An 18,778-nucleotide genomic window follows, 5' to 3' on the forward strand; every position below is an offset into this window, starting at 1 on the left:
TTACGAGTCATGCTAAGGTAACTCATTGTTAATTAGTGATTAATGATAAGTATGCTGTGTGTGTTCAATGTTTTATAGCGTTTCATATTAGTCCCCATTAACACTTATACAATAAAAAAACTTGTACAAGCTGATCTATTTGTCTACATTAATTGTACAACAAGAAAATAGTGTACAACTTTGGAGACGGGTATGGGTATTCCTGTAGGAATCAGTTCATGCGTATTAGGCGAGAAGGTGCGTTTTGATGGTGGACATAAACGTAATCGTTTTGTAGCAGAAGACTTAGCTGAATACTTTAGCTTTAGAGCGGTATGTCCTGAAATGGCTATTGGGATGACTACGCCGCGTCCGGTAATCCGTTTACAAGACAATGGTATTGAAGTCCGTCTTGTTGATAGCAAAGATAATGCTATTGATCATACTGGTAAAATGAAGGCGTTTGCCGATAAAATCATACCTAGTTTTGAGTGGTTACGTGGCTATGTGGTGTGCGCTAAATCACCTTCTTGTGGTATGGAACGCGTTAAATTGTATTTAGAAAATGGTAACTCAGTGCCTGGTGGCTCAGTGGGTATTTATACCAAGCGACTAATGGAAGCAATGCCATGGTTACCTATAGAAGAAGATGGACGACTATGTGATCCAGTATTGCGAGAGAACTTTATCTTCCGAGTTTATGCCCTTGATGATCTTTATCGTAGTGTTGATGGTGGTATTACACGAGGCAAAATTATTAAGTTTCATTCTCGTTACAAACTTTGCTTAATGGCACATCATCAAGAGTCTTATCGTTCGCTTGGACGTTTAGTATCTAAAATTCATGAGTGGGATGACTTAAGTGAGTTTTTCTTAACTTATCGTCAGCAATTTATGGACGCCCTGAAAAATCGTGCAAGTCGTAAAAATAACACCAACGTGTTAATGCATATTCAAGGTTATTTTAAGCGTGATTTAGATAAAGAGCAAAAAGCAGAGTTGCGTGATGTAATTATGCGCTATCGTGAGGGAAATATTCCTTTAATCGCTCCGTTAACACTTATTAATCATCATTTAACAGTAAACCCTGATGAATATCTTGCAACACAAGCATATTTATCGCCTTACCCTGAAAAATTAAAGCTTCGTTTCTCATTGTAATAATGGAGTCAAGTGTAAATATGATGAATCAATTCAACCCGAAAAAGTTATTAAATAGTAAGTGGACTGCTGCAACTCCTAAAAATAAAGAAAAACATTTTATTATTACTGATCTTGAAATTAACGAGGAAGGAAAAGTACTGCATTGCACGATGGAGGCAGTAATGTCTAAACGTGAATTTATGATTAATTGGCAAGATTTAAGGAATACTTCGTTGTGGTATCAAGGGTGGAAATAATGTAAGTAACGTTATTAATAGAAAAGATGTAACCAATCATTACAGTATTATTTCATTCAATATTATTTTATAGCAATATTAAGCTTAACTTTTGCATGGTTTATAGGGTTAAGTGTCAACGGAGTATTTATGGCGATTATAGTAGGAATAAGTGGTTGCCTTTTAGGACAACAAGTACGTTTTGATGGCGGTCATAAACTTTTTAAATTCGCAGAAGAAGAATTAAGTGATTATTTTGAGTTCAAGCCAGTTTGTCCTGAGGTTGGAATTGGCATGACGATCCCTCGTCCAGTTATTCGTTTATTAGATAACAGTATTGATGTTCGTTTAGTTGATAGTAAAGATAATACGCTTGATTATACAGATAAAATGAATGCATTTACTGATAATGTTTTACGTTCATTCGAAACTTTGTGTGGTTACATTGTCTGTGCTAAATCGCCTTCTTGCGGTATGGAGCGAGTTAAACTTTATCTTGATAATGGTCATTCAGTACCTGGCGGCTCTGTTGGTATTTACACTAAACGTCTTATGCAGAAAATGCCATGGTTACCGATTGAAGAAGATGGTCGTTTATGCGATCCCGTATTAAGAGAGAACTTTGTTTTTCGGGTTTATGCACTTAATGATTTATATGAGAGTGTTAAAGGCGAAGACGGAATTACTCGCAATAAATTAATGAACTTCCATGCTCGTTATAAGTTAGCTTTGATGGCAAACCACCCAGCAACGTATCGTAAGCTTGGTCAGTTGTTAGCTAGGAGTCATCAATGGAGCGATATTAATGTGTTCTTTGTTGAGTATCGTCAATTATTAATGGACGGTCTTAAGCATCGTTCAAATTGCAAAACGAATACGAACGTATTGCTACATATTCAAGGCTACTTTAAACGTGATTTAGATAAACAACAAAAAGCAGAACTACGTGATGTTATTATGCGCTATCGTGAAGGTAACCTGCCATTAATTGCGCCGTTGACACTCATTAATCATCATTTATCATTAAATCCAAATGAGTATTTATCAAAGCAAGCTTATTTAGCGCCATATCCTGAAGCGTTGAAGTTACGTTATTCTTTATAAATAAGTATTGTAGACTTAAGGGATATAACGCCGTTTGTTGAACTAAAATAACCATTGGGCTACATCAATCAATTATTAAATGTAGTTTATATCCTTATTATTCTTTTCAATTATTCAAGGTAGAAAAATGAAAGACGAAACGCTATCTATTCACAGTGGTTACGAAACCGATCCGACAACCAAATCAGTTGCAACACCGATTTATCAAACGGTCGCTTACGAGTTTGATGATGCTAAGCACGGCGCCGATCTTTTTAATCTTGAAGTCCCAGGCAATATTTACACTCGTATTATGAACCCCACCAATGACGTATTAGAAAAACGCATGGCCGCGCTTGAAGGAGGTATTGCAGGTTTAGTGGTGAGTGCTGGAAGCGCCGCGATTAACTATGCGATTTTAACCTTAGCTCAAGCAGGGGATAACATCGTATCAACGCCACAACTTTATGGCGGAACATATACGTTATTTGCTCATATGTTACCAAGCCAAGGAATTGAAGTTCGGTTTGCAAAAGATGATAAACCAGAATCTATGGCTGCGTTAATCGATAAAAATACCAAGGCGGTCTATTGTGAAAGTATTGGTAATCCTAGTGGTAACGTCATTGATCTCGAAAGGGTATCTCAATTAGCACATGATCAAGGTGTACCTGTTATCGTCGATAACACTGTTGCAACACCTGTGCTATGTAAACCGATTGAATTTGGTGCCGATATTGTTGTGCACTCATTAACTAAATATGTGGGTGGACACGGAACAACATTAGGTGGTGTTATTGTTGATTCAGGGAACTTCCCATGGGCACAGTATAAAGATCGATTCCCAGTATTTAGCCAACCAGAACCGTCTTATCATGGCGTTATTTATAATGAGGCGTTTGGTGAAGCGGCATTTATTGGCAGAGCGAGAACCGTACCACTTAGAAATACAGGTGCTGCACTGTCTCCGATGAATGCGTTTATGCTGATGCAAGGTTTAGAGACCTTAGCATTACGCATGGAGAGACATACTGAAAACGCACTAAAAGTTGCGCAATATCTCGTCAACCATGATCAAGTGAGTTGGGTTAACTATGCCGGCCTTCCAGATTCTGATTATTACGAGTTAGCACAAAAATATACCAAGGGTAAACCATCTGCCATCTTGTCGTTTGGATTGAAAGATGGTTATGAAGCGGGAGTAAGTTTTTATGATGCGCTCGGTTTATTTAAACGGTTAGTGAATATTGGTGATGCTAAATCACTGGCTTGTCATCCTGCCTCAACTACGCATCGACAAATGACGTCAGAAGAGCAGTGCCAAGCTGGTGTTCATCCTGAAATGATCAGGCTATCTATCGGTATTGAACATATTGATGACATTATTGCTGATTTAGAACAAGCACTTAAAGCATGATTTTCTCACGGTGGCAATCATTATTTTGATTGCCACAATACTGAGCTTGTTTCTAATTCCTACTCTCCACCCCTTTTTTTGATGTGATACAACTCTAACTTCAATGTTGTACAAGGTTAAATTATTGTACAAGTTATCGGTTTGATACTATAGTTATACATGAAAGGGCAGTTGTACAAGTTTGTATTGTTATGTTCTTAAACTAATTATGTAATTACGAATGAAGGTAATAATTTGAACGTTGAAATTAAGTTGTATTCAATTAGTGAAGTATCTGAAGTAACGGGGGTTAACTCTGTAACCTTACGTGCTTGGCAGCGTAGATATGGTTTATTAGTCCCTCAACGAACACCAAAAGGTCATCGTCTTTATACTGATAGAGACATTACTAAAATTCATAAAATTTTAACTTGGTTAGCGAAAGGAGTATCAATTGGTAAGGTTAAACCTTTATTAGAAGGTACTGCTGAGCATCATGAATTAAATGTTGAAAAAATAGAAATGGTTGACGAAACCATTTATTTAATTGAGCAGGGTAAAGTACAACAAACAGAAAAACGCGTACGTGAAGCATTAAAACTTTATCCATTTAATGTTTTAGAAGAGCAATTTTTAAAGCCTATTGAACAACATATAACGCGTAGTGATAATCCATTAAAAAGATTACAAACAAGTGTGTGGAACTCAGCACTTACACAATGTTTTATTACTGTATTAGCGAAAGTGAATTCAGATAAAAATCCCCCAAGTCTCGTATTGAGTTATTCATCTTCTGATAATCACTTTGTTTGGCAACAAGCCTTAAAATTAGCTTATGAAGGCTATTACGCGATTGTTTTACCTGATTTATTAGGAAAGGTAACAGGTTTGTCTGCATTCATCACAGAACATGAAATTAACAATGTCTATATAGTTGGAGAAAACAAGCTTGATAATAAGCAGTTAGCTGATATTGAAATAGTAGAAAAAGAAAGCAATGTTCAAGTTTTTTTCATTGGAAGTATAAAAATGATCCACCAGCAGTAGAGTAGAAAGATCTACAAGCATTATTATTTTAATAAGCCAATAGGAGTGATGATGACAAATAAAGCAGTAAAAGAGCAGCACGTTATTATTTGGTTTCGTTCAGATTTACGTGTTGTTGATAATACAGCATTAAATCATGCAATCGAAAGTGGGCTTCCTATCATCGCACTCTTCATTGCAACGCCTATGCAGTGGCATCAACATAATATGGCGGCAGTTCAAGTAGACTTTATTCATCGTCGGTTACAAGTATTAAAGCAACAGTTGGCTAAACGTAATATTCCATTGCAAGTTATTGAAGTTAATGACTTCTCAGAATCAGTTTATCTTATTGAGCAGGTTTGTATTGATTATAATGCTGTACATGTTTTTGCGAATAAACAATATCCAATTAATGAGCATAAACGCGATAACTCTGTAGGGGAACTACTTGCAAAAAAGAGTATAAAATTCAGCATCTTTGATGATAATTATATTTTGCAACCTGAGATGGTTCTGACTCGAGATGGGGAGTTATTTAAAGTATTCACCCCGTTTAGAAATGCATGGATAAAACGTTTCTCATCATCCACCTGTTACCCTGTAACAATAAATAGTGACATTGTAACTAGTGGCGTGGTAAGTAAGCTATTGTCTGACAGTAGTCAAATCAAAGCCTTCAACTATCCCATTATCGATAGTGTGTTATGGCCAGTAGATGAAGAAACTATTGCACAAAGATTAGAAACGTTTTGTGAAACCAAAGCCGAAACATATCATCAAAACAGAGACTTTCCCGCGATTGATGGCACTAGTTGTTTATCCCCATACCTTGCTATTGGCGCGCTCTCAGCTAGGCAGTGTTTGCATCAGTTACAGCAGTACTTTCCAAATGCATTCGAAATTAATAAAGATGATGGCGCTTTCACATGGTTGAACGAGATTGTTTGGCGTGAGTTTTATGGTCATTTACTTCATCGTTACCCTGAGTTAAGCAAACATCAGCCATTTCAGAAGTTTACCCAGTTTGTTAAATGGAAAGATGACGAAGCATTACTAAAAGCATGGCAAGAAGGAAAAACAGGGTTTCCAATTGTCGATGCAGGTATGAGGCAATTACGTGCAACAGGTTGGATGCATAATCGTTTACGTATGATCACAGCAAGTTTCCTAACGAAAGATTTGTTATGTGATTGGCGCGTCGGTGAGCAATGGTTTATGCAACATCTTATTGATGGTGACTTCTCTTCCAATAATGGAGGATGGCAATGGGCTGCATCAACAGGCACAGATGCACAACCTTATTTCAGAGTATTTAATCCAACACTACAAGGGCAACGATTTGATCCAAAAGGTGATTTTATCCGTACATGGGTTAAGGAATTAGAACATGTTCCGGATAAATACATACACACGCCACATCAATGGGCGAGTGAAGAATCACTGAATTATCCATTGCCAATTGTCGATCATAAGGAAGCTCGCCTAATCGCAATTGAGTCTTTTAAACAAGCAAAGGCTTATATGGATATTCATCAATAACCCTGGTGGAGGAATAAATAATGGACGCAGTGATAAACCCTGCATTAATTAAGTTTTTTAATGTGTACGGACAACTAGGAAAGGAAAACATCTCTCAACTGTCTGACGTTTATCATCATTTAGTTATTTTTGAAGACCCTGCACATAAAATTGAAGGTTTTAGTGCTTTAGAAGCTTACTTTTTTAATCTTTATCAAAATATAAATAGCTGTCGATTTATTATTAATAGCTATGTAGAAGACGATCACGAAGCGTTTGTTCAATGGACAATGCACTTTTCACATCCTCGATTACAAAATGGTAAAGAACGCAGTTTAGAAGGCTGTACTCAGCTGAAATTTGAACAAGATAAAGTGATTTATCATCGTGATTACTTCGATATGGGGGAAATGATTTATGAAGGTTTACCCATGTTTGGACGCATTATTCGACACATTAAATCAAGGTTAGGGCAATGAATCAGGTATTGATTACAGGTGCTAGTTCAGGAATTGGCAAACAGCTTGCATGTGATTATGCAAATAACGGATGGAGTGTTATTGCTTGTGGTCAAAATACGCAGCGTTTAGAAAAATTACAAGAAGAGTTTCAATCAATTGAAACATTACGTTTTGATGTGACAGATTTTGAAACCACGCAGGTAGCGCTTACATCCTTAGAGACACTTCCAGAATTAATTATTTTAAATGCAGGTACGTGTGAATATATTAACGAAGGCAAGATAGATACAGCATTAGTTAAACGTGTTTTCGATGTCAATGTGTACGGAGTTCTTCATTGCATAGAAGCATTACAAGCGCGATTTAACCAAAAAACGCATTTAGTCATTATCAGTTCTTCTGCCAGTTTTGTAGCTTTACCACGTGCAGAAGCCTATGGAGCCTCTAAGGCTGCAATGAGTTATATCACTCAAGCTCTTGCTGTTGATCTTGCTTATTTGAATATGAAAATTACGTTAGTGAATCCTGGTTTTGTAAAAACGCCACTAACAGATAAAAACGACTTTACGATGCCAATGTTAGTGTCATCCGAATATGCATCAAAAAAAATAAGATCAGGTATTGCCGCTGGAAAAAAAGAAATTAGTTTTCCAGCTACTTTTACACTATTTCTTAAATCTATTGCGCTTTTGCCAATTACATTTCGATTGGCAGTGATTAAACGAATGATGGGGAAATCATAATGAAAATAGCCATTATAGGTTCCGGTATTTCAGGCTTGACGTCTGCTTGGTATTTATACCAAGACCACGAAGTTACAGTGTACGAGGCTAATAGTTATGTCGGCGGGCATACTGCAACGGTGGATGTGACCGTAGATAGCGGTGATTATGCTATCGATACTGGATTTATTGTTTTTAATGATCGTACTTATCCAAATTTTGAAAACTTACTTGAACAGCTAGAAATAACAGGTAAGCCAAGCGAAATGAGCTTTAGTGTTCACAATGAACGTACGGGACTTGAATATAATGGGCATACTTTTTCATCACTGTTTGCTCAAAAACGGAATTTATTGAACCCTGCATTTTATCGCTTTTTGTATGAAATCACCCAGTTTAATAAGCTTGCTAAACAGGTAGTTGGTGATAGTGAGTTAATGAACCAAACGTTAGGTGACTTTTTATCTCAGCATAAGTTTAGTGATTACTTTGCCGAAAATTATATTTTACCTATGGGGGCTGCTATTTGGTCTTCAACGTTATCAGACATGCGTCGTTTTCCATTAGCTTTCTTTTTACGCTTTTTCTTAAACCATGGTTTGTTAGACATAACTAATCGCCCACAGTGGCGTGTAATACCTGGTGGTTCACGTGAATATGTTCGAAAAATGATGTATTACATGGGAGATTGTATTCAACTAAATAGTCCAGTCTCTTCGGTGATTCGTAGTAAAAGCAAGGTTATTATTACGGTTAATAATAAGCAAGAAGAATTCGATCAAGTTATTTTTGCTTGTCATAGTGATCAAGCGTTAACCATGCTTTCAGATGCAACATTAGAAGAAAACGACGTGTTATCAGATATACATTACCAACAAAACGAAGTGGTCCTTCATACTGATACATCTCTATTACCTAAACGTCAGGCTGCATGGGCATCTTGGAATTATTCGTTACCTAAATCACGTGATGATAGAGAATGTAATCTAGCATCGCTGACTTATAATATGAATATACTTCAAGGTATTCTCGCTCCTGAAACATTTTGTGTAACGCTTAACCAAACTAAATCGATAGATAAAGACAAAATTCTTCGTAAGTTTGTTTATTCTCATCCTGTTTTTAATACTCAAAGTATTGCGGCTCAGCAGAAACGTCATTTAATTAATGGACAAAATCAAACATGGTTCTGTGGTGCGTATTGGTATAACGGTTTTCATGAAGACGGGGTTCGCAGCGCGTTAGACGTTGTTGAAGCAATAAAAGTGAAATCACTGACACAATCAGAAGATGAAGATAAAACAGCGCAATCTCTGAATGTTTCTCATGAACCATCTTATAAAAGTGTCATACGAAGTTATTAGTATGGGTAGAGATAATCAGCTTAAAAGCGGCATCTATCAGGGGTGGGTTAGACATAGACGTTTTACACCTGTGAATCATAGATTCACATATTCTATGTTTATGCCCCATATCCACTTAAACGAATTAGATCAGTTGGATAAACAAGTAAAAGGTTTTGGATTATCACTTTTCAGCTTTGCTCGATTTCGACGTGATGATTACGTAAAAGGTGATCCTGATTTAGCCCAAGCGGTAAAAAATAAGGTCTATGCGCTAACAGGCAAAATGATTGATGGCAATATCACAATGTTATGCCACTTACGTTACTGCGGATTGTATTTCAGCCCACTTAATTTGTACTACCTCCATGATAATGAAGGTCAATGGCAATATATGTTAGCCGAAGTAAGTAATACACCTTGGAATGAACGTCATTATTATGCGATACCGGCTCCCCAATACTGGCAGGGACGTGAATATAGTCATGATAAGGCATTTCATGTTTCACCATTTAACCCTATACATCAACAATATCATTGGCGTGTAACAGAACCTGATAGCAATTTACTGGTTAATTTGGCGGTGAGTCGAAATAAAGATTGCATCTCTCCGGGTAAGTATCCGAGGGGTTTGAAAAATAGCCATCAAAAAGTCTTTGACGCCACGATGCAGATGCGTAAGGAAAACTTCACCTCTGCAATACTTATCAAGCAATTACTGCTTACACCAATTATGACAATAAAGGTTGTTATGGGTATTTATTGGCAAGCACTTAAATTATTTATTAAAGGTGCACCAATATATGATCATTCTAATAACACACCGTCTGAAAATATAAATAAACACAAGATTAAACGAGGGAATGACAATGCTTAGAAGCGGCGTACAACAATCATCAACAGTTAATGTATATGCATCTCGGCATATTTTATTTAAAGTATTAAAACACCTTTCTAATGCGGGCTTAAGTGTATCAGATTCAACGGAAGGCACCGTCATCTTTGGTGATAAACAGGCATCGCTACAAGCGAGTATTAATGTTCATAACCCACTTTTTTATAAACGATTACTGACTGATGGCAGCATTGGTGCTGGTGAAGCTTATATGGAAGGCTGGTGGGATTCACCAAACTTAACCAATGTTGTACGAGTTTTGGCTAAAAATCTTTCAACGTTAGATAAGCTTGAAGCTAGAATGGGTTGGATGAGTCGAATATCCGAACAGATTGGACACTTGCTGCGTAAAAATACCATTAAGAACGCACGTAAAAACATATCAGCACATTACGATCTTGGTAACGATCTTTATCGTCACTTTCTTGATCCTAATATGCTTTATTCTTCGGCAATTTACCTCAACAAAAATGACACGTTAGATCAAGCACAATGGAATAAGATGGATCGTTTGTGCCAAAAATTAAAATTGACTGAAGACGATCATTTACTAGAAATTGGTACCGGTTGGGGCGGTATGGCGATTCATGCTGCGAAATATTACGGTTGCCGCGTCACCACTACTACAATTTCTGAGCAACAATATTTATGGGCAAAAGAGCGAGTTGAAAAAGAAGGTCTATCCGATCGTATTACCTTACTCATGGACGACTACCGCGATTTAACGGGGCAATACGATAAGTTAGTATCAGTTGAAATGATAGAGGCAGTCGGTAAGCAATACCTTAAAACCTATATTGAAAAGTGTCAGTCATTATTAAAACCAACTGGCTTAATGGCTATTCAAGCGATCACAATTGCCGACCAACGTTATGACAGTTACAGCCGCGGCGTTGATTTTATTCAAAAACACATATTCCCTGGCGGTTTCTTACCATCAATTACCGTATTACTTGAAAATCTAACACAACACAGTGATTTCGTGATGCGAGATATCAAAGATATTGGCTTAGATTATGCGAAAACTCTTGAAGATTGGCATCAGCAATTTAATGAAAATGCCGTAGCTTTAGAGAAATATGGCTACGATGAAAGGTTTATGAGGATGTGGCGTTTTTACTTTGCTTATTGTGAAGGTGGTTTTTTAGAGCGTACCATTAGTACTATTCAATTTGTCGCAAGTCGCCCGCAATGGAGAGAGTAAATCCATTGGGGAACAAACTAAAAGTGTTATTGGCTGGTATGGTGTTTAACTTCTATTGGTTACTTGCTGTATGGGGGCAATATCGTTTTACTTACATCTTGGTTTTCATACTTATAGCCACATGGTTTTTGGAATCTAAGTCATGGCGTTTCTCTGTATTAGCATCGATACCCGGTATTGTTATCGATTCAATGCTCAGACATTGGCATCTATTTGATTTTACAGTACAAAATCGAACACCACTTTTCTTGAATGTCGAGAGTATTGGTTTGATCCCAACTTGGCTGATATTGCTTTGGTTGGGTTTTACAACCTTTGTTTGGGTTCTACGTTCATCAATTAGTGGTTTTGCTACACATTGGTTGCTGGTGGCTGGCAGTCTGGGCGGTGCATTTAGTTATTGGTCTGGAATGAAATTAGGTGCGGTAATTTGGCAGCTAGAAACATTAGATACATTCTTTGTACTGATAGTGATCTGGTTTACGGTATCGGCGTATCTTTTATGGTTACTCCGTATTTTAAATAAAGATCCAAATATCTCGACAAAGAAGGAGTGATAAATGCGGTCACTTGTTATCTATTTTGGTGTATTGATGTGCTCAAATGTTGTAATAGCAGAAACAGACAATAGCAATAAACCGATAAAAAATAACGCATCTTCACAGTTACAGACCCTGAGTGATAAATACCCATGGCATCAATGGAAAAAAGTGGGCGAAGCAACACTTGAATGGGGAATATGGGATATTTATAACTCAGAGTTAAAAACGCCAACAGGTCGATACAACGGTACTGAAGAAGATTTAGCTTTAATTATTCGTTATTTGCGTAATATTGATAGAGATGCGTTATTAGATGCGACTGAAGAGCAATGGCAACATTTAGGCTATAGCAGTCAACAAATAACACCGTGGCTAAAAACGTTATCAACCATATGGCCAGACGTTAAAAAGGGAGAGAGATTAACGTTTATTTTCCGTAATGGTGAAGGGCAGTTTTATCAACAAGGTAAGCCACTAGGGAAAATTCTATCACCATCGTTATCACAAAGCTTTATTGCTATTTGGTTATCACCAAAAACATCGTATCCAGAATTACGTCAGCAGTTAATTGGGAAATAACAAGAATCAACCACTCTGTATGTTAATTATGCATAGTTAGATAATGGAATAAGGTCATGACATGAGTAAAATAACTTCAATATTATTATCATTAATGTTTGTTTTAACAGGGTGTACAGCGTCAATTTCTGATTATAAATCGTCACAACCAAAGTTTGATTTATTTGGTTATTTTGCTGGTAAAACAACGGCGTGGGGGATGCTGCAAGATTATAAAGGCAAACAATCACGTCGATTTACGGTTGATATTGTAGGTACAGTAAAAAATGATACTTTAACCCTTGTAGAAGACTTTGTTTTTGATGACGGTGAAACCCAACAGCGTATTTGGACGATAAAAAAACAAGCTAATGGAAGATATACCGGAACTGCGGGTGATGTTATTGGTGAAGCGCAAGGGGTTGAGGTCGGTAATGCGCTGCAATGGCAATATACCTTAGCGGTTCCCGTAGATGATTCAGTTTATAATATTAATTTTAACGACTGGATGTATCGTCAAGATGAAAAGCGCATGTTTAATGTTGCAACCATGACCAAATTTGGTTTTGAAGTGGGTAAAGTGACGTTGTTTTTCCAAAAAGATGATTAATTTAAATATGTAACACCACTTTTCTCTATCTATTTATATCGCAATAATAAGCCAGTTTGATTGACTGGCTTTTTTGTGAGGATTATCTCGTGATAAAGGTACTGTGTTATACGTTTACTTTTATAGTGCGTTTTGTTTCTAATTTTCAGTCAATGCGTTAATAAATGATGAATTATAAAATAGAAAGTTAAAAACACATATGTATTAGAAACAGAAAGAAGAAAAAGGTAACCATTACATATGAGGGATTTTTCTGCTTTAGCACATTTTTAATCTAAAGGTTAAAAGCCTACATCTAAGCAGGCTTTGATTTAACTAATCTTGACATTAGTTATCACCCAAAACCACGCGACATTGCTACGATACGTTTTAATACCCAACGGATGAGCAGAGGTGTGCGGTTGTCTTTTTCATCGCGAGTATATTTAACTATTGCCAACGCCATATCGGGTTTCGCTGTTTTTCTTAGTACCTTATGAATGATCTTACGCATGGGCACTTTATTATCAGTGATATTCGCTAAGTCGCGAAACAAAGGCTCATAACCATTCTTATATAAGAAATGCTCAATATCTCTTGCCGGTAATACGGTTAAACGTTCACGCTCGGGATCATTGCCAAGCATATTACGGACTTTCTCGGCATATTTCTTTCCTGCTAGATCACCATCAGCGACTAAATGCCACTCAATACCGAGTATTTTTGCCAACTTGATCAATGGCTTTAATCCACTTTGTGCAAATTCAATAATTTGAATCCCTTCTGCGGCAAGGTTATAACCATTTAGGTGTGCCATTTCATTAAATAACCATACTTCCGTTTCCCCTTCAACCAATAGCCATACTCTTGCAAAGAAAGCGCTTGGACGATGCATACGTACGTGAAAAGTGACTTTACGCGTATCATCTTTACTCAATTCCCCGTTATCTACGCCATACACCTCTGTTTTATGTGATTGGCGGATCAATTTTTTGATCGCAGTTAATGGTGCAGAGGTTAAAAGCTCGGGACTGTTGGTTGTTAAGATCTTTTGCATCGGCATGTTTTGAATAAACGCCCATGCTTGATGAAGCATGATCGGATGTAAACGACCTTCTGGATCTTCTAAGATCATGATGGGCCGTGAAATGCGTTTTAATTCGACAGGGCCTCTAGCACGAATATATTCATTCAATAGCCCCATTAACATTAAACGCGCTTGCTTTGTCATATTTGGCTGAATAAGTTGATCAAACGGATTCGCATATAAACCATGTGTATTGGTTTGTTGTAATGAAGAGTAGTGTGGCGATAATGCTTTACTACGCTGGTGAGGTGCAAAGGCAAAGTAGTGATCCACTAACGATCGTAACGTACTAATACTACTTTTAATTTCTGCTGTACTAACATGACCGGGCTGCGTCATTAACCGCCGACAGGTATTATCTAATCGTTTTTGTATGCGAAGTTCTTGCGGCGTTTGTGCTAGTGGTAACTCATTACTACCCTCATGACGTTCATCGTGTAATCGTCTTGAATCACGAATACGAACAATAGGGTGAAGCACCATTAGCTGGCGAATGAACTTATCAGTATTTGGATGTGAAATGCCATGACCATTTGGATGTAAAAATTGTCTACTCGTGAATATTTTATCGTTTTCAATATGGCTGTGAATTTGATAATAAAAATGCTTTATACCGTCTTTTTCTGAGAGAAATGGCTGAAAAGCACGATAGCGACGGGCATTATGTTCGCCTTTATAATCTTCATGCCAATGTAAAACAATCTGAATTTCTGTCGCTCGCTCATTACCTAACGCATGATCAATATGGAAATCAGAAAAGTTAAACTCGTAAAACTCAGAATCTGGCGATAATGCTAAACAAAGGGCATCGAGCAAAGAGGATTTACCCCATGCATTTTCACCAATAAGGACCGTTAACTCTTTAAAAGACAAGGATAAACGCTTAATACCACGGAAACCGGATATTTCAATTCTTTCTAAATGCATAAAACTCTACAAACCTCGTTTATTCCTGTATACGATATAGTAAATCACTCGTTGATTTGCGATAACTGATCACATATTGATAGCATGATATGCTTTAAATAGTTAAGTAATTTCAAATAAATAATAATATAAGGAAGAGTTAGATGGCTAAGATTATTCACTCAATGATCCGTGTATTAGATCTTGACGCTTCATTAAAATTTTACACAGAAGCATTAGATTTAGAGATCGCTGAGCGTTTAGACTTTGAAGAGTTTAGTTTGGTTTACTTACGCAACGAAGAAAACGATATGGAACTTGAACTGACTTGGAATGAGGGAACCAAAGAACCGTATACTCATGGCACAGGTTATGGTCACATTGCTGTTGCTGTCGATGATTTAGAAGATGAGCATGCAAAATTAACTGAATGTGGTTATGCGCCTTTAGAGATTAAAGAGTTCTTTCGTGAGGGGACTTTGTTAGCAAAGTTTTTCTTTGTGCAAGATCCTGATGGTTACAAAATTGAGTTTTTACAACGTCATGCTCGTTACCAGTAAAATTAAAGCATAGAAGATTTAATGGATAGTAAGATAATAAATAGCAATTAGTCTTACTATTCCTTAAATGATCATAATGAATCATGCTATATTGATATCTATCACAGTTATTTTGTCTTGTAGTGAAATCTTTTAGGCTTAATAGGTGACTTGAACTAAACATATCTCTCATTCATATGAGTCCTTCAGGGAGAGACGTAATTTTTTATGACAAAGAATAATAAAAAAGCAAAGATTACATTTGCTCATATTAATGATACGCATTCAAATTTTGAACCATCATCTATATCACTGAATTTACCTCAACACGTTTTAGATACTGAATCATCGGTATATGCCAGTTGTGGTGGCTTTTCTCGTATTTCATCGGCGGTAAGTGAATTAAAAGCTGAGGCCTATTTGAATCAGCGTGAATTCATGTTTTTACACGCAGGTGATTGTTTCCAAGGTACGCTGTATTTCTCACTTTATAAAGGTATGGCTAATGCTGTATTACTAAATGCCATTGGTGTAGAGGCGATGGCATTGGGAAATCATGAACTTGATATGGGTAACGGCTGTGTGGCTGATTTTCTAGATTATACGCATTTCCCATTATTAGCAGGTAACTGGGATTTATCTCATGAAGATCAAACCAAGCCGAACCCGCTGCGAGATAAAGCCAATGTTTATGCTTATATCAATAGCACTGAGACAGCGAAATATATTGTAAAAGATGTGCATGGTGAGCCTGTCGCGATTTTTGGTTTAGCTATTGAAAATATGGCAGGCATTGCTAACCCAGATCCTGATACTCACTTTATGAATGTCGCCACAGTTGCACGTAATACTGTTCAGTACCTACATGAGCAGGGTATTAATAAGATTGTTGTATTAAGCCATCTAGGCTATGACCATGATATTGAGCTTGCCGAAGCTGTCGATGGAATAGGCGTTATTATTGGTGGTCATACTCATACCATGCAAGGTGACTTCACCAATATAGGTTATGGTAGAACCGATAAATACGCACACAGTGTTAATAATACCTGTGTTGTTCAAGCCGGCTGTAATGCGCTGGCTGTAGGACATATAACACTGGAGTTTTCTGAAGACGGAACAATAGAGCAGGCGTTTGGTGCTAACCAACTATTACTTGGGCGTCAATTTACGGTAGATGCAAGCCGTACCGAGCATTTAGAAAGTGATGATCATGAAATCGTTCGTCACTTTTTAAGCCAGCAAGATAATATTCGCTTTGTAGTGAAAGATCCTATCATTGAGAATATTCTTAATGAGAACTATCGTCCTGCAGTACGTGCACTGCAAACTGAAGAAATTGCTATTATTAACGAGCCGCTACGTCATATTCGTATTCCCGATCAACGTGGCCCAAGCCAAATCGCTCCTTGGGTTGTTGAAAGTTTTGTCTGGAAAGCCCGTAAGCTAGGCCATTACGTGGATTTTGGTATTCATAATGCTGGTGGCGTTAGGTGCTCGTTAAATCCAGGTGTTATTACACCGGCAGATATCGCAGGGAAATTATTGCCTTTCGCTATTGGTATTATGATTTATAGCGTCAAAGGTAAACGCATTCGTCAAGCGCTTGAAGGAGCGATTAATAACGCGATTAATAACGGTGTAGACGGGACTGGCGATGGAAGTTTTCCCTATGTAGCTGATCTTCGTTATACCTATCGCTGTTGTTCCATTAAAGGCACTCGTATTGAGCTATTAGAGCATTTACATGACGGTAAGTGGATACCTGTTGAAGATGATAAAGTTTATAGCTCAGTTTCATCGGGTTATACCGCAACAGGTAAAGAAGGCTATTCGCCATTGTTAGATTACGTTAAAGAGCCTATGCCGCTTAACGTTACAATGGCTGAAGCTTTTGAAGCTTATGCAAAACAGAAGAAATTCTTTGATGCGCCAACAGATAATAAAACTGTTTATATTCCTTGTACAGGTCATGAAGATGTTGCCTAAACAATAGGTTATACCATGGAATAGAAAGATTGCTTAAGCCGGCTAACAATGTACCGTTAGTCGGCTTTATTTTTATCGGCAAAAGAATTTTGTTTAACAAATTTAGTTTTGGCTATGGATTTAAGTATAACGGGTAATGCATAAGTCGGAATTTGAATAGCTGCCATCAGTGCTAAATACTCAAATCCTAAATAACTGCTTGCGATGGTATAGGTAAGTAAAACATTACGATTAGTTGCAGTAATGGCATACAGCGTTTTAGCTTGTTGACTCTTCTTATAATAGGTTAAGAAAGTCATGCCGAAAAATAATCCGCAAAGTAAACAGCCTAATAGTAAATAACTTATCCCTTCGTGTAATGAACGTTCAAACATTTCCCTCAAAGGAGCGACAAGCCCAAGCGGAAAAGCAAAAATCAGCAGAACAGTAGGCCTAGATATTTTGTAATGGATTTTATGCAATAGTTTTGAGTCTATCATTTTGTAGCAAAACGCAGAAATGACCATGGGTCCAATAATGAATATCGTGAGTCGTTGTGTATATTGGCCAAAATCCAAATCCACTATACCATTTTGAAGAAACGTAAGATTAAAAAATAACACGATTGGCATCATTAATGTTGATGCAATAGTTAACGCCATCGCATGTAATACATCAAAACCAAAGGTTTTCGCTATTGCTGGGGTCGCAAATAATGTCCCTGTTGCAGTTACCGCCGTAATAGCTATAAACAGTGGGGTTGAAATGTTAAAGAGGTATAGCAATATAGCGGCTAATAAAGTGAGCCCGAGGCTATGGTAAAGCGCATAAGACCAAACACTTTTAGATAATAACTTACGGATGAGTAACTCTTGTTTAATGCCTAACAAAGTAAAAAGCATCAAGAAAAATAAGATATACGGTAAAGCAGGAAAAACAACACGACTAATATTTGGAAAGCTAAAACCGATGACACCAGCAAGCATCAATAAAATAGCAGAATGTTTATTAATGAAAAAAAGCATAAGTTAAAAATCCTTTTGTTAACTTATTGTTATCATTGTTTTTGTTTAAATACAAAAAAAGATGCCATTTGAAATAAAAAACCACCCATTTAGTAATGTAATCGTTCTTAATAGTCTTTTGTGCTTTAAGCTAACAATCGTTAGTAATCAGCTATTAACACATTAGAAAAACTAATGTTATGAACGAAATTTTGTCACTTATAGCTTATGTAAACAGACGATAAACTACGCACGTTTATTGAATTTAATACCTTTTTCAGGGGCAATCATGGCACATACATTTGATGTAGACGCAGCTACAACGTTGCATCTTAAGGATACAAAAAGTTACGAAGTAACGATCAAAGGATTGATTGCACACCTATTTGATATTGTATTTAACCGATCAAAAAAGTCAGTCACTTACAGTATTAAAGATATCCCAGTCCATTTACAGAAAGATATTGGCATCTATCGATAACATTTTGTATTGAGATTTATAAAGTCGGCATAATTGCCGACTTTTTTTTTGCCAAAAATTCGGCTATAACCTACTAAAATAGTGAGTATTATTTG

Annotated in this window: 19 protein-coding genes; 17 read left to right on the forward strand and 2 right to left on the reverse strand. The window is 37.0% G+C overall.

Features of this window, described 5'->3' with window-relative positions:
- The first annotated feature begins 192 nt into the window (after positions 1-192).
- The 14 genes from SKA34_RS08695 to SKA34_RS08760 all read left to right on the forward strand — a co-directional run bounded on the left by SKA34_RS08695 (position 193) and on the right by SKA34_RS08760 (position 12,719).
- A complete protein-coding gene (locus SKA34_RS08695) occupies positions 193-1,140 on the forward strand; it encodes a DUF523 and DUF1722 domain-containing protein (protein ID WP_006645142.1) in 948 nt (315 codons plus the stop codon).
- Positions 1,141-1,163: 23 nt separating this feature from the next.
- A complete protein-coding gene (locus SKA34_RS08700) occupies positions 1,164-1,379 on the forward strand; it encodes a TIGR02450 family Trp-rich protein (protein ID WP_039860118.1) in 216 nt (71 codons plus the stop codon).
- A gap of 129 nt (positions 1,380-1,508) precedes the next feature.
- A complete protein-coding gene (locus tag SKA34_RS08705; protein WP_006645144.1) occupies positions 1,509-2,462 on the forward strand; it encodes a DUF523 and DUF1722 domain-containing protein in 954 nt (317 codons plus the stop codon).
- Positions 2,463-2,589: 127 nt separating this feature from the next.
- The gene (locus SKA34_RS08710; protein WP_006645145.1) at positions 2,590-3,858 is read left to right on the forward strand and encodes an O-acetylhomoserine aminocarboxypropyltransferase/cysteine synthase family protein; all 1,269 of its coding nucleotides are present in this window, start codon (positions 2,590-2,592) and stop codon (positions 3,856-3,858) included.
- A gap of 234 nt (positions 3,859-4,092) precedes the next feature.
- The gene (locus tag SKA34_RS08715) at positions 4,093-4,884 is read left to right on the forward strand and encodes a MerR family transcriptional regulator (protein WP_006645146.1); all 792 of its coding nucleotides are present in this window, start codon (positions 4,093-4,095) and stop codon (positions 4,882-4,884) included.
- A 51-nt stretch (positions 4,885-4,935) separates the two neighbouring features.
- The gene (phrB, locus tag SKA34_RS08720; RefSeq protein WP_006645147.1) at positions 4,936-6,405 is read left to right on the forward strand and encodes a deoxyribodipyrimidine photo-lyase; all 1,470 of its coding nucleotides are present in this window, start codon (positions 4,936-4,938) and stop codon (positions 6,403-6,405) included.
- 20 nt (positions 6,406-6,425) lie between these two features.
- The gene (locus SKA34_RS08725) at positions 6,426-6,863 is read left to right on the forward strand and encodes a nuclear transport factor 2 family protein (RefSeq protein ID WP_006645148.1); all 438 of its coding nucleotides are present in this window, start codon (positions 6,426-6,428) and stop codon (positions 6,861-6,863) included.
- Positions 6,860-7,588 (forward strand): SDR family NAD(P)-dependent oxidoreductase, encoded by a 729-nt coding sequence (locus SKA34_RS08730; protein ID WP_006645149.1) that lies wholly within the window; start codon positions 6,860-6,862, stop codon positions 7,586-7,588. The genes SKA34_RS08725 and SKA34_RS08730 overlap by 4 nt, the downstream gene beginning before the upstream one ends.
- Positions 7,588-8,931, forward strand: coding sequence for an NAD(P)/FAD-dependent oxidoreductase (locus SKA34_RS08735; protein WP_006645150.1), 1,344 nt, complete (start codon positions 7,588-7,590; stop codon positions 8,929-8,931). The genes SKA34_RS08730 and SKA34_RS08735 overlap by 1 nt, the downstream gene beginning before the upstream one ends.
- Before the next feature lies 1 nt (position 8,932).
- Entirely contained in the window at positions 8,933-9,787 is an 855-nt protein-coding gene (locus tag SKA34_RS08740) for a DUF1365 domain-containing protein (protein ID WP_039859877.1), read from the forward strand.
- Entirely contained in the window at positions 9,780-11,009 is a 1,230-nt protein-coding gene (locus SKA34_RS08745; protein WP_006645152.1) for a cyclopropane-fatty-acyl-phospholipid synthase family protein, read from the forward strand. Before SKA34_RS08740 ends, SKA34_RS08745 begins: the two co-directional genes overlap by 8 nt.
- Positions 10,997-11,566, forward strand: a complete 570-nt coding sequence (locus SKA34_RS08750; protein WP_006645153.1) for a DUF2878 domain-containing protein — start codon at positions 10,997-10,999, stop codon at positions 11,564-11,566. The genes SKA34_RS08745 and SKA34_RS08750 overlap by 13 nt, the downstream gene beginning before the upstream one ends.
- Positions 11,567-11,569: 3 nt before the next feature.
- Positions 11,570-12,130, forward strand: a complete 561-nt coding sequence (locus tag SKA34_RS08755; RefSeq protein ID WP_006645154.1) for a chalcone isomerase family protein — start codon at positions 11,570-11,572, stop codon at positions 12,128-12,130.
- Positions 12,131-12,191: 61 nt separating this feature from the next.
- Positions 12,192-12,719 carry a DUF3833 domain-containing protein gene (locus tag SKA34_RS08760; RefSeq protein WP_039859880.1) on the forward strand — a complete coding sequence of 176 codons (528 nt, stop codon included), beginning with the start codon at positions 12,192-12,194 and terminating at the stop codon, positions 12,717-12,719.
- Between the two features lie 334 nt (positions 12,720-13,053).
- On the opposite strand, the gene SKA34_RS08765 is transcribed toward SKA34_RS08760, so the two are convergent.
- Complete coding sequence (locus tag SKA34_RS08765) at positions 13,054-14,712, reverse strand: DUF2813 domain-containing protein (RefSeq protein WP_006645156.1); 1,659 nt, start codon at positions 14,710-14,712, stop codon at positions 13,054-13,056.
- A 143-nt stretch (positions 14,713-14,855) separates the two neighbouring features.
- On the opposite strand from SKA34_RS08765, the gene SKA34_RS08770 reads away from it, so the two are divergent.
- Both SKA34_RS08770 and SKA34_RS08775 read left to right on the forward strand, forming a co-directional pair.
- On the forward strand, positions 14,856-15,251 hold the full coding sequence (locus SKA34_RS08770) for a VOC family protein (RefSeq protein WP_006645157.1): 396 nt from the start codon (positions 14,856-14,858) through the stop codon (positions 15,249-15,251).
- Positions 15,252-15,458: 207 nt separating this feature from the next.
- Positions 15,459-17,219, forward strand: a complete 1,761-nt coding sequence (locus SKA34_RS08775; protein WP_006645158.1) for a bifunctional UDP-sugar hydrolase/5'-nucleotidase — start codon at positions 15,459-15,461, stop codon at positions 17,217-17,219.
- 56 nt (positions 17,220-17,275) lie between these two features.
- Here the strand turns inward: SKA34_RS08775 and SKA34_RS08780 are convergent, their stop codons facing one another.
- The gene (locus SKA34_RS08780) at positions 17,276-18,184 is read right to left on the reverse strand and encodes a hypothetical protein (protein WP_232284247.1); all 909 of its coding nucleotides are present in this window, start codon (positions 18,182-18,184) and stop codon (positions 17,276-17,278) included.
- A gap of 307 nt (positions 18,185-18,491) precedes the next feature.
- Here SKA34_RS08780 and SKA34_RS08785 point away from each other — a divergent pair, with 307 nt between their 5' ends.
- On the forward strand, positions 18,492-18,683 hold the full coding sequence (locus SKA34_RS08785) for a hypothetical protein (RefSeq protein WP_006645160.1): 192 nt from the start codon (positions 18,492-18,494) through the stop codon (positions 18,681-18,683).
- Positions 18,684-18,778: the final 95 nt, after the last annotated feature.

The organism is Photobacterium sp. SKA34 (assembly GCF_000153325.1).
Lineage (GTDB): Bacteria > Pseudomonadota > Gammaproteobacteria > Enterobacterales > Vibrionaceae > Photobacterium.

Bases quoted from the DNA above. Each gene is read 5' to 3' on its own strand.
- SKA34_RS08695 (WP_006645142.1), top strand. From the start codon at position 193: ATGGGTATTCCTGTAGGAATCAGTTCATGCGTATTAGGCGAGAAGGTG.
- SKA34_RS08700 (WP_039860118.1), top strand. From the start codon at position 1,164: ATGAATCAATTCAACCCGAAAAAGTTATTAAATAGTAAGTGGACTGCT.
- SKA34_RS08705 (WP_006645144.1), top strand. From the start codon at position 1,509: ATGGCGATTATAGTAGGAATAAGTGGTTGCCTTTTAGGACAACAAGTA.
- SKA34_RS08710 (WP_006645145.1), top strand. From the start codon at position 2,590: ATGAAAGACGAAACGCTATCTATTCACAGTGGTTACGAAACCGATCCG.
- phrB (WP_006645147.1), top strand. From the start codon at position 4,936: ATGACAAATAAAGCAGTAAAAGAGCAGCACGTTATTATTTGGTTTCGT.
- SKA34_RS08725 (WP_006645148.1), top strand. From the start codon at position 6,426: ATGGACGCAGTGATAAACCCTGCATTAATTAAGTTTTTTAATGTGTAC.
- SKA34_RS08730 (WP_006645149.1), top strand. From the start codon at position 6,860: ATGAATCAGGTATTGATTACAGGTGCTAGTTCAGGAATTGGCAAACAG.
- SKA34_RS08735 (WP_006645150.1), top strand. From the start codon at position 7,588: ATGAAAATAGCCATTATAGGTTCCGGTATTTCAGGCTTGACGTCTGCT.
- SKA34_RS08740 (WP_039859877.1), top strand. From the start codon at position 8,933: ATGGGTAGAGATAATCAGCTTAAAAGCGGCATCTATCAGGGGTGGGTT.
- SKA34_RS08745 (WP_006645152.1), top strand. From the start codon at position 9,780: ATGCTTAGAAGCGGCGTACAACAATCATCAACAGTTAATGTATATGCA.
- SKA34_RS08750 (WP_006645153.1), top strand. From the start codon at position 10,997: ATGGAGAGAGTAAATCCATTGGGGAACAAACTAAAAGTGTTATTGGCT.
- SKA34_RS08755 (WP_006645154.1), top strand. From the start codon at position 11,570: ATGCGGTCACTTGTTATCTATTTTGGTGTATTGATGTGCTCAAATGTT.
- SKA34_RS08760 (WP_039859880.1), top strand. From the start codon at position 12,192: ATGAGTAAAATAACTTCAATATTATTATCATTAATGTTTGTTTTAACA.
- SKA34_RS08765 (WP_006645156.1), bottom strand. From the start codon at position 14,712: ATGCATTTAGAAAGAATTGAAATATCCGGTTTCCGTGGTATTAAGCGT.
- SKA34_RS08770 (WP_006645157.1), top strand. From the start codon at position 14,856: ATGGCTAAGATTATTCACTCAATGATCCGTGTATTAGATCTTGACGCT.
- SKA34_RS08775 (WP_006645158.1), top strand. From the start codon at position 15,459: ATGACAAAGAATAATAAAAAAGCAAAGATTACATTTGCTCATATTAAT.
- SKA34_RS08780 (WP_232284247.1), bottom strand. From the start codon at position 18,184: ATGCTTGCTGGTGTCATCGGTTTTAGCTTTCCAAATATTAGTCGTGTT.
- SKA34_RS08785 (WP_006645160.1), top strand. From the start codon at position 18,492: ATGGCACATACATTTGATGTAGACGCAGCTACAACGTTGCATCTTAAG.